The organism is Chryseobacterium sp. WLY505 (assembly GCF_030846215.1).
GTDB lineage: Bacteria > Bacteroidota > Bacteroidia > Flavobacteriales > Weeksellaceae > Chryseobacterium.
The window spans coordinates 662,972-674,623 of the sequence record NZ_JAVCWI010000001.1 but is presented as its reverse complement, the minus strand read 5'-3'; the positions used below and the strand labels follow the sequence as shown (position 1 = coordinate 674,623).

General features: G+C 37.9%; 8 protein-coding genes. 3 read left to right on the top strand and 5 right to left on the bottom strand.

The window, feature by feature from the left end; all coding sequences use genetic code 11:
- The first annotated feature begins 27 nt into the window (after nt 1-27).
- Nucleotides 28-948 (top strand): tRNA (adenosine(37)-N6)-dimethylallyltransferase MiaA, encoded by a 921-nt coding sequence (gene miaA, locus RAH34_RS03080; protein ID WP_306595110.1) that lies wholly within the window; start codon nt 28-30, stop codon nt 946-948.
- Between the two features lie 349 nt (nt 949-1,297).
- Here the strand turns inward: miaA and RAH34_RS03075 are convergent, their stop codons facing one another.
- The 4 genes from RAH34_RS03075 to RAH34_RS03060 all read right to left on the bottom strand — a co-directional run bounded on the left by RAH34_RS03075 (nt 1,298) and on the right by RAH34_RS03060 (nt 8,224).
- Entirely contained in the window at nt 1,298-2,710 is a 1,413-nt protein-coding gene (locus RAH34_RS03075) for an efflux transporter outer membrane subunit (RefSeq protein WP_306595109.1), read from the bottom strand.
- Nucleotides 2,711-2,879: 169 nt separating this feature from the next.
- On the bottom strand, nt 2,880-6,062 hold the full coding sequence (locus RAH34_RS03070) for an efflux RND transporter permease subunit (protein WP_306595108.1): 3,183 nt from the start codon (nt 6,060-6,062) through the stop codon (nt 2,880-2,882).
- A 40-nt stretch (nt 6,063-6,102) separates the two neighbouring features.
- Nucleotides 6,103-7,263, bottom strand: a complete 1,161-nt coding sequence (locus RAH34_RS03065; RefSeq protein ID WP_306595107.1) for an efflux RND transporter periplasmic adaptor subunit — start codon at nt 7,261-7,263, stop codon at nt 6,103-6,105.
- Nucleotides 7,264-7,627: 364 nt separating this feature from the next.
- A complete protein-coding gene (locus RAH34_RS03060) occupies nt 7,628-8,224 on the bottom strand; it encodes a TetR/AcrR family transcriptional regulator (protein WP_034694942.1) in 597 nt (198 codons plus the stop codon).
- Nucleotides 8,225-8,536: 312 nt separating this feature from the next.
- On the opposite strand from RAH34_RS03060, the gene RAH34_RS03055 reads away from it, so the two are divergent.
- Nucleotides 8,537-9,091 carry a thioredoxin family protein gene (locus tag RAH34_RS03055; RefSeq protein ID WP_002976725.1) on the top strand — a complete coding sequence of 185 codons (555 nt, stop codon included), beginning with the start codon at nt 8,537-8,539 and terminating at the stop codon, nt 9,089-9,091.
- A gap of 301 nt (nt 9,092-9,392) precedes the next feature.
- On the opposite strand, the gene RAH34_RS03050 is transcribed toward RAH34_RS03055, so the two are convergent.
- Complete coding sequence (locus RAH34_RS03050) at nt 9,393-10,298, bottom strand: AraC family transcriptional regulator (RefSeq protein ID WP_306595106.1); 906 nt, start codon at nt 10,296-10,298, stop codon at nt 9,393-9,395.
- Between the two features lie 123 nt (nt 10,299-10,421).
- On the opposite strand from RAH34_RS03050, the gene RAH34_RS03045 reads away from it, so the two are divergent.
- Complete coding sequence (locus RAH34_RS03045; protein WP_306595105.1) at nt 10,422-11,651, top strand: sugar MFS transporter; 1,230 nt, start codon at nt 10,422-10,424, stop codon at nt 11,649-11,651.
- Nucleotide 11,652 lies beyond the last annotated feature (1 nt).

Here is an 11,652-nt window from a genome sequence, read left to right as displayed (position 1 = left end):
ATGAGTGCATTTTCGTAAATTAGCGCGGTGAAAAAGAAAAATTTAATTTCTGTAGTAGGACCCACCGGAATTGGAAAAACGAGATTGGCAATTGATTTGGCTCAGCATTTCAATACGGAAATTATTTCCTGTGATTCCCGCCAGTTTTTTAAAGAAATGAAAATAGGAACTGCAGCACCTTCGGAAGAAGAACTGGCCGGAGCACCTCACCATTTCATCGGAAATCTTTCAGTGGAAGACTATTATTCTATCGGGCAGTACGAAGAAGATGCCCTTCAAAAGCTTAATGAGCTTTTTACTACTCATGACACTGTCATTCTTGTTGGCGGAAGCATGATGTATGAAAAAGCGGTGATAGAAGGTCTGCATGATCTTCCGGAAGCCAATGCTGAAAATCAGGAGAAGCTTCAAAATATCATGGAGCAGGAGGGAATTGAAAAACTTCAGGAGATTTTAAAAGAACTGGATCCTGAATATTTCAATGTAGTGGATATTCACAATCACCGCAGGCTGTTGAGAGCTATTGATATTATCTGGCAAACGGAAAAAAAATATTCTGAACATATTTCGGTTTCTCAAAATGGAAGGGATTTTAATGTAATCAGAATCGGAATTGAAGCTCCAAGAGAAGAACTGTATGACAGAATCAACCGCAGGGTAGACATTATGATGGAGAACGGCTTGCTGGATGAGGTAAAAGGTCTTGAGAAATTCAAAGAACTTACGGCTTTGAATACGGTAGGATATGCGGAACTTTTCAAATATTTTGATGGAGAGTGGGATCTGGATTTTGCGGTTTCAGAAATTAAAAAGAACAGCCGCAGATATGCAAAACGTCAGCTGACGTGGTACAGAAAGGCGGATGATATTCGTTATTTACAATTGGGGTATTCTGAAAAAGACTACGAAGATTTGCTGAAATGGATTGCGGAGGAGTTTGAAAAGTAAATACTTTTACATTATTAAGTGGCTCTGGAAGTTTTGAAAATATAGATTCCTACGAGATGACATAGTGTGCGGAGAAACTAAGCGCTTAGTTTGTCATTCTGAACGGAGCAAAGTGGAGTGAAGAATCTCATTAACAATTAAAGAGATTCTTCCTTCGTCAGAATGACAAACAGAATTTTTAAACTTGGTTCTATCAAGTATTGTCTTAAAAATCTATTTGATTTTTCTTAATTAAACTTAGCAACTTAAATGTTCTTAATGGTTCGATGATCATTCATTTCATCACTAAAATCATAAAAAATGCGGCTCTGAAAAGAACCGCATCTTAAAACAAATATAATTTAATTTACTACTTCCAACCGCCGCCTAAAGCTCTGTATAAATCTACAATGCTGCTTAATCTCTGTCTTTTAATGGAAGCCAGATTCAACTCTGCCTGTAGGGAGTTCCCTTGTGCTGTAATCACTTCCAGGTAATTGGCTGAACCTCCTTTGTAAAGAAGTTGTGCACTTTTAATTCCGTCTTTCAACGTGGTAGATTGCTCTGTGGCTTTCTGTTCCTGAACTTTTAAGTTTTCATTGGAAACCAAAGCATCAGAAATTTCTCCTACAGCATTCAATACTGACTGACGGAATGCCAGAACATTTTTCTCTCTTTGAATTTTCGCTACCTCCAGATCTGTCTTCAATTGTCTTTTCTGGAAAATAGGCTGGGTAATTCCTCCTAAAACCGATCCGAATAACGAAGCCGGAATCTGGAACCAGTTGTCAAATTTGAATGAATTGACTCCTCCGTTAGCGGTAATCTTCAATGCCGGATACATATTCGCCTGAGCAATTCCTACCATCGCATTGGATTCTAATAAAACCAGTTCCTGCTGACGAACGTCTGGTCTTCTGCTTACCATCGCTGCCGGAAGTCCGGCTGTAATGTTTTGAGGTAGAGAGGTATCAGACATTTCAATGGTTCTGTTTACTTTATTAGGCAGTTCACCTGTCAGAATACTTAATGCATTTTCCTGAATAGCGATATTCTGCTCCAGCTGGGCAATCAGAAGTTCTGTTGCCTGTTTCTGTGCGGCTGCCTGCTGTACTCCTAAAGAAGTGTTATCACCGCTTTCCCACATTTTTTGCGTCATTAAAAGGGTATTGCTTGTCAGTTCCAGATTGGATTTTGCAATTGCTAATTGTCTGTCAAGCATTAATAAATTATAATACCCTTGTGCAATAGCTGCTACCACCTGAGTCTGAACAGCCTTTGAACCTTCATACGTCTGAAGATACTGCATTCTTGAAACTTCCTGCTGGTTTTTGATTTTTCCCCAGATGTCAGCTTCCCATGAAAGGTTGAAGGCTGCGTTATAATCCTCAACATGGCTCGAGCCTAAAAATAAATTTAAGCTTTGCCCGTTCATACTGTTTTTGGAAGGTCTTGAAATCTGTCCGCTTACTCCGAAACCAACGTCCGGATATTGCATATATTTTGCCTGTTTCAGTTTTTCCTGTGAAGCAGCTACCTGTTTCAGGGCAATCTGAAGGTCATAATTATTTTTAATTCCTTTTTCAATCAGTCCCTGTAAAATAGGATCACTGAAAAACTGTTTCCACTCCAGATTGGCTATACTGGCTGTGTCTGCAGTTGCGGTGTACTGAAACTTTTCCGGAAGCGGAAGCTCAGGCTCCGTGTATGCCAGTTTAGACACACACGAAACAGAGCCGATGGCCAGCACAAATGTTAGAATAATATTTTTAACTCTTTTCATAGTTTTTAAACTTTTAATTGAAAACAAAACTTAGAGAGGTTTCTGTTGAGGCAAAATTGTCTTTAGTAGGAGAAAATAGTTAGCTTTTGTAAACCATTAAGAACAGGCAGGTAAATAGGTAAACCTATGATCTTAAAATTTTCTCTAAGTTTTTGTCATTCATTTTTTATTAGTGACTAGCAGCTAAAAGCTCTTCCTCCATTTGTTTTTTCAGAAGTCTTTTCTTTTTTCTGCTTGGCATTTTTTCATGCAGGTACTGGAATACTACATACATTACCGGAATGATGAAAATTCCGAATATTACTCCTGTAAGCATTCCTCCTACGGTACTGTAACCGATAGAGTGGTTTCCTTTTGAAGAAGCACCTTGTGTCCATACCAGCGGAAGCATTCCCACGATGAAGGCGAAAGAGGTCATTAAGATCGGTCTTAGACGTAATCTTGATGCCTGAAGTGCAGATTCAATTAATGTCTTACCTGCTTTTCTTCTCTGTACAGCAAATTCTACAATCAGGATGGCATTTTTCGCCAATAGTCCCACAAGCATGATCAATCCTACCTGAACGTAAATATTGTTATCAATTCCAGCTAATCCTGTGAAAGCAAATACTCCGAAAATCCCTGTTGGAATGGTAAGAATAATAGCAAACGGAAGGATATAACTTTCATATTGGGCTGCCAGTAAGAAGTAAACGAATAGAATACTTAAGAAGAAAATAAAGGCAGTCTGTCCGCTTGTTTTAATCTCTTCACGGGTAATCCCTGTCCACTCATATCCATATCCTCTCGGAAGTGACTGTTGAGCAACTTCTTCTACCGCTTTGATGGCATCTCCGGTACTGTAACCAGGTTTCGGAGTTCCGTTAATTGTAACGGCGTTGAAAAGGTTATTTCTTGTTACCGTTTCAGGACCGAAAGATCTTTTTAACGTTACCAGAGTTTTGGCAGGAACCATTTCTCCTGATTTATTTTTTACATAAATTCCTTCTAATGAATTAACATCCGTACGGTAAGGAATATCGGCCTGAGCCATTACTCTGTAATATTTCCCGAATCTGTTGAAATCCGATACAAAGCTACTTCCGAAATAAATCTGCATGGTCTGCATCAGTTCTGTTACAGAAACGCCCAGCTGGTTGGCTTTATCAGTATCTACATCAATGGTATACTGTGGGTTTCCTGCCGCATATGTTGTAAATGCGAAAGCAATTTCAGGTCTTTTCATCAATTCTCCAATGAACTGTTGAGTGGTTGTTCCCAATTGTTCAAAAGAACCGTTTGTTTTATCCTGAAGCATGAATTCAAATCCGGAAACGTTACCGAAACCTTGTACAGTGGGGAAGTTGAAGAAGAATGCGTTGGCATCTTTCACCTGGCTTACCTTACCTGTTAATGTTGCAGCGATCTGATCCGGGTCTTTCATCTCACCACGTTTGTCGTAATCTTTAAGTTTGATGAAACCTGCAGAATATGGAGAAGCGTTGGCGTTACTGATGAAGTTCATCCCGTCTGCTACCCAAAGGTGATTAGTTGCTTTTTCACCGTTGATAATTTTATCAATTTGAGCCGTAGCTCTGTGTGTTCTTTCCAGTGAACTTCCCGGAGGAGTATTCACCGCATACAATACGAATCCTTGGTCTTCCGTAGGAATAAATCCTGACGGTGCTTTTTTGATCAAAAATACACTTGCTGCTGTGATGACAACAAGACCTCCTATCGCCACCCATTTATTTTTAATTAAAAACTTAAGGCTATAGATATATTTTCTGGTCATGCTGTTGAAGCTGGCGTTGAAAGCATTGAAGAATCTTGCTCCAAACCCTTTTTTATGACCGTGCTCCCCATGTTCTCCCTGAGGATCATTCAAGAACATTGCACATAATGCAGGACTCAATGTCAATGCATTCACTGCTGAAATCAAAATGGCAATTGCTAATGTGAAGGCAAATTGTCTGTAGAAAACTCCCGCAGGTCCCTGCATAAATCCAACCGGGATAAACACGGCACACATTACCAATGTAATGGAAATAATAGCTCCTGAAATTTCGCTCATCGAGTGCATCGTAGCATGTTCTACAGGCATTCCCGTTTGTTCCATTTTAGAATGGACGGCTTCTACCACCACAATGGCATCATCCACTACGATACCAATGGCAAGTACCAATGCAAATAAGGTAAGCATGTTGATACTGAAACCAAATAACTGCAGGAAGAAGAATGTTCCGATAATTGCTACCGGTACGGCAATAGCCGGAATTAAGGTAGATCTGAAATCCTGAAGGAAAATAAATACTACAATAAATACCAAGATGAAGGCGATAACAAGTGTTTCCACAACCTGATGGATAGAAGCATCAAGGAAGTCTTTGGAATTATACATGATAATCGGTTTCACTCCTTTTGGAAGAGTGGTTTCCATTACTTTTACCTGCTTTTCAATCTCGGTAAGGATTTCGTTGGCATTGGAACCTGCTGTCTGCAGGATAGCAAATCCGGCAACCGGTTTTCCGTCTACTCTGTTGGTCGCAGTATAAGTATAAGAACCAAATTCTACTCTTGCAACATCTTTTAATCTTAAGAAAGATCCATCACTGTTTGCTTTGATAGCGATATTTTCATAATCTTCATCCTTGTTCAGTTTTCCTTTATATTTAAGGATATACTCGTAAGTTTCCTTACTTCCCTGTCCAAGACGACCCGGAGCAGCTTCAAGGTTGTGATCTTTAATGGCTCCTAACACTTCCTGCGGAGAAAGATTATTAGCTGCCAGACGATCCGGTTTCAGCCAGATTCTCATGGAATAATCCCTTGTTCCGAATACCTGAGCCTGTGCTACACCCGGAATACGCTGTATCTGTGGAATAACATTAATTTTCAGATAGTTTTGAAGGAATAATTCATCATATTGTTTTTCATCTTCACTGGTTAATCCCATGAACATGATCATACTATTCTGAACCTTCTGGGTTGAAATCCCGGCCTGTACTACTTCCTGAGGAAGCTGGCTCATCGCTTTCGATACACGGTTCTGTACGTTTACTGCTGCATTATCAGCATCTGCTCCTTGTTTGAAGAAAACACTCAGGGTCATAGTACCGTCGTTACTGGAGTTGGAAGTCATATAGGTCATATTCTCAACCCCGTTCACGGCTTCCTCAATAGGAGTGGCAACCGAACGTGCTACCACCTCAGCATTAGCTCCAGGATAGAATGCCGTTACCTGAACGCTCGGTGGAGCGATATCCGGGAAGAGGGCAATCGGTAAATTAAAGAGAGACAAAGCTCCCAATAATAAAAGTATTATGGAGATGACCGTTGAAAGGACCGGTCTTTCTATAAATTGTTTTAACATAAGAAGTTTATTTTTTTAAGTCTTCTGTATTCGGAAAGGACTATAATGGTTTCGCTTTTAATAAGCTGTCAGAAGAAATGTTTTTCGGCTTAACAGAAGCACCGTCTTTCAGGTTTCCAATTCCTGTGAATACAATTTTTTCTCCAGGTGCAAGCCCTTCAGAAATAAAATAATAGCTATCCGTTTTTCCTGATATTTTGATCGGTCTTCCGGTTACCTTCTGGTCTTTACCCATTACATAAACATAGGTTTTATCCTGAATTTCGAAGGTTGATTCCTGTGGAATAACCACTGCATTAGAAATCAGCTGAGGCATACGCACTCTTCCTGTATTTCCGGTTCTTAAAGTTCCGTTGGCATTAGGGAAAACGGCACGTACACTGATGGCTCCGGTAGTTTTATCAAACTGTCCGTCTACAATACTCAATCTTCCTTTTTCAGGGTAAGTACTGTTGTCGGCAATCACAAGATCTACCATCGGCATATTTTTCAGTTTTTCTTCAAGACTTGCTCCAGGATATTTGTTCTGGAAAGCAATGAAGTCAAGTTCGCTTAAAGAGAAATAGGCGTAGATTTCGCTGATATCAGATAATAAAGTCAATGGATTTACATCTGTTCTTGAAATCAGACTTCCTTTTTTATAAGGAATTCTTCCGATATAGCCGCTTACAGGAGCTGTAATGGTTGTAAATCCTACGTTGATTCTTGCGCTTCCTACAGAGGCTCTCGCTTGTGCAGCTGCTGCTACAGCCGCTTCATAATTGGCTTTTGCAGTTTTAAGCTGTACATCAGAAACAACTTTGGCAGCAACCAGTGGCTGAAGTCTGTCTACTTCCACTCTTGCTTTTTGGATATTGGCATTGGCAGCCTGAAGATTAGCCTGAGCCATATTCATCTGTTCGCCATAACTTCTTGAATCTATTTTAAATAACGGTTGTCCTGCTCTTACATAAGCTCCTTCTTCTACATAGATTCTATCCAGGTAACCATCTACCTGAGATCTGATTTCTACGTTGTTTTTCCCTTCTAAAGCAGTTGGGAATTCCTGATATGTAGTAGCGGGTGAAGTGATAACGGTATAAACCGGAAGTTCTGGAGCTGGAGGTGCGGCATTGGTTCCTTCTGCGGCTTTTGTGCAGCTCTGTAAAAGAATTATACTTGCAATAAGTACAATAAACCTTGTTTTTCCAGGTAATTTCATTGTTGGTTTAATTTTTTTAATGAAGTGTTAGAGGTAAGTAAAGTGTTTTGATAAATGCTGTATTTTTTCCTAACAGTGTTAATAATTAGTTCAAAAAAAATTACAGAATTTTTAATGTCAGATAAAGTCGATTGTTTCCATAATTGAAAATTGTTGTTAATGTATTGAAGTGTATAATGTTGGTGTAAGGTGTGTTAATTTTACTAACAGTGTTAATTTATAAGCAAAAAATGACTAATTTTAACAACTGAAAACGATGAATGGTTTCATAAAAGCTTGAGTTTTTAATCAGGAATAACAGAATTATTTATATTAATTCAGTGTTAAGTTTCCTAACGGTGTTAATTTTTAATTCAAAAAAAAATTACAAAGACTTAATAAAAGCCGAAACAGTTTCGTCCAATGTAGTCTTATTCATTGTTGAAGGGATATCAGCTGTACGCATCATCATAATAGAGATCATACCGTGTACGGCAGAAAACAGAGCGTGAGACATATGACAGGCATTGTCCGGATTGGATCCGTTTTTCTTTATTATCTCATAAGTACATTCATAGATAAGCTCCTGAAATGATGAGAATTCCTTTTTCATCTGACCTTTTCCGCAACACTGCATTCCAAGACCAAACATCAGCTGGTAATATTCCTTGTTTTTAAAAGCAAAGTTCCAGTACGCATCCACAATAGCAACAAGTTGCTCTTCTGGAGTATCGTGTTTCTGCTGAGCTTTTAGTAATTCTATATGTAACTTGTGGAAGCCATCTAAAGAAATTTCAAATAGAATAGCTTCTTTATTTTCAAAATAATCATATACAACGGGAGCACTATACTCAATAGCATCTGCTATCTTACGCATAGAAAGCGAACCCCAGCCTTCAGTTTTCGCCAACGTAAAAGCAGCCTGCAAAATATTTGCACGGATGGATTCTTTTTCTCGTTGACGGCGTTCATGTAGACCCATGATATTTATTTACTAACAGCGTTAGCAAAACTACAAACTTTTTACTATAACTTCCAAAGGATATTATAAGTTTTATAAATCTGTCGACTATTTAAAGAAAAATAAACTAAAGGCTGGATGCTGAAAGAATGGAAGCTGGAAGTTATTTTTAAGGCTGAATAATGCAATAATAGAATTTGGCTATAACTATTTTTGAGGGCTGAAAATCTTCCCACCTCCAGCTTCCAGCTTCCTTACTTTATTAAAAATGAAAATGTCTTCTTCCTAATTAACAAAAGAAATAATTATCTTTGCCGGTAAAGAAATAAGGATATGAATACTCCCTCAAATATGTTGGCATTAGGAACAAAAGCTCCGTTTTTTGAACTTCCTAACCCGTCAAAAACGAATGAACTTCAGTCTTTGGAAGAACTGAAAGGAGAAAAAGGTACTTTGGTAATCTTTATGTGCAACCACTGTCCGTTTGTTCTTCATGTAATTGACAAGATCAATGAACTATACGAAGATTATAACGAGCGCGGAATTGAATTCATCGCCATCAATGCTAATGATATCGAAAAATATCCGGCAGATTCTCCGGAAAAAATGATCGAATTCCAGATTGAAAGAAGATTCGACTTCCCTTATCTGTTTGATGAAAGCCAGGCGGTAGCAAAAGCTTATGATGCAGCCTGCACACCGGATTTTTATTTCTTTGATGATAAGCTTGATCTTGTATACAGAGGTCAGATGGATGATTCAAGACCGGGAAATAATAAAGATGTAACTGGTGAAGACCTGATTATTGCTTTTGAAAATCTTTTGGCTGGAGAACCTCAGGAAGAAATTCAGAGACCTAGCATGGGATGCAATATTAAATGGAAATAATTACTGGTTTATTTAGTGACTGGTTTTTACTCAATAATACAAAGCTGCTCTTTTAGAGTGGCTTTTTTGTTTTTTGTTGATTCATAGATTGGGGCTTTCTCTCGCAGATTTTGCAGATGACGCAGATTTTTAATTCTTAGTAAATTTCTTCACTCACTTTGTCACTCCGTAGGAGTCTCAGCATGGTTTGCTTTTGTGTTGTAACCTTCATACAGAGTTTATATAGCTAAATCTGGATTCCTACGGAATGGACAACACAACGTTTTCTATAACCGTGGAAATTGAAAAAAGAGCCGAATTATTAAAAACTTACTTTGGCTTTAACCTCTTTTTCAACCTTTAAATCTACATTCACTTTATTATGAGAATAATTTCTGATAAATTCCGAAGGAGTTTTCCCCGTATATTTTTTAAACATCCTGTTAAAATACGTCACATTATTAAAACCACATTGATAACTGCATTCTGAAATAGACCTGTCCTGAGCCATCAGCAGACATGCTTTATTGATTCTGTAACGGTTCACAAATTCTGTAAACGTAATCTGAGTTGCTTTTTTAAAGAAATTACAGAAAGCGGGTAGAGTGAGATTAGCTAGTTTTGCTACTTCTTCAATATCAATTTCCTTGTCGTAATTATGCTCTACATAGGTGAAGATATTCTCAAGACGGGTTTTATTTTTAGAAATAATGGTATAAGGCATGATTTCCTTATTTAAAAGATCATAATCCTCACATTTCGAAAGCTCAAAAAGAATTTCCAATAGCAACAAGTATCTTTTATAGCCTTCTGATTCCAGGATCAGCTTTAGTTTGGGAAGCATTATTTTTTTTACTTTTTGATGAAAGTGAATCCCATATTTTGAAAGTTCCAAGAGATTTTTGATGGATCTCGATTCTACTTCCTGCTCGGGAAACTGAAGGATTTCTTCTTTGAACTGAAGTACAATTTCTTCATGCGGATCAATAGAATTCAGTCCAAATCCGGAGTGGGGAATATTAGATCCGATTAACACCAGATCACCATTCGTATAATTACTTTTATGGTATCCTACGTGGCGGGTTCCGCTCCCGGAAATCACACATACCAGCTCAATTTCGGGATGATAATGGTATTCCCATTTGAATTCTGAAATGGGAGAATTATTGTGTATGGTACGGAATGAACTCTTTTCATTAGGGATCACCCTTTCAAAAGTAACTTTCATCTAGTTAATCATATTTATTCATTAAAAATACTAAATATATTAATATAGTTCAAATATTGATTTACTGTGTTAAATTATCGTTAACAGAAATGCTTCTATCTTAGCCGACAAGAAATCATCTGAATGAAAAATCTTAACATCAAGGCCGTTTTATTTTTGAACTATTTTGTCTTCGCCATTCTTCTGAATTCTGTAGGAACAGTCATTCTACAGGTACAGCAGAATTTTGGGATTTCAAAATCGTCGGCCAGTGTTTTGGAAGGCTTCAAAGATCTTCCGATTGCCATATGTTCTTTCATTCTGGCTTCATTTATTCCGAAGATAGGAATCAAAAAATCAATGCTGATTGCTTTATTACTGGTAAGCTGCATGTGCTTTGTAATGCCGTTTACCAATACCTTCTGGGTATTCAAATTATTATTTGCTACCGTAGGAGTTTCATTTGCGTTAATCAAAATATCGGTTTTTACTTCTATCGGCCTGGTAACGGAAACAGATAAAGAACACTCCAGCTTTATGGGATTTCTGGAAGGGTTTTTCATGATCGGAGTATTGGCGGGAAATGTTTTATTCAGTTTATATATTGATGATCATAATCCGAAATCTACAGAGTGGCTGAATGTGTATTGGGTGCTGGGAGGACTTTCAACGCTATCTTTTTTATTCTTATTCTTTTCAAAACTGAATGAACAGGAAGCTAAAAGTGATAAAACAGATTTATTGGGAGATTTAAGAAACAGTGCAAGTTTGTTCAGTTATAAAAAAGTGTTGTGCTTCTTATTGTGTGCATTCCTTTTTGTATTGGTAGAGCAGAGCTTTCAAACCTGGACGCCTACGTTTTATAAAGAAATTTTAAAAGTGCCTACTTCTATGAGTATCCAGGCAGGAGCGGTTTTGGCAGGAGCTTTTGCGTTGGGAAGATTTTTATCGGGATTCTTCTCCAAAAAATTCAGTTGGATCTATGTAGTTTCTTTTTGTGTAGTCGGTTTTGCTATCAGTTTATTGTTGGTTTTACCATTGACTCATAATATTCATATTGATACAAATACAAACTGGATGAATGCTCCTTTGGTCGTGTATTTATTTCCGTTGATGGGAGGTTTGCTGGCACCGATTTATCCAAGTATCAATTCTGTGATTCTGGCATCAATCCCTAAATATCTGCACAGTGCGATGTCAGGATTGATCGTTGTTTTCTCAGCAATCGGAGGAACGATAGGTTCTATTATTACCGGTTTTGTGTTTCAGGAATTCAGCGGTCAGCAGGCATTTTATCTTTCCCTGATTCCGCTTTCATTATTGATCACTTCTGCGGTTTTCATGAATAAATTAAAAATTAATCCTAAAAAATAAC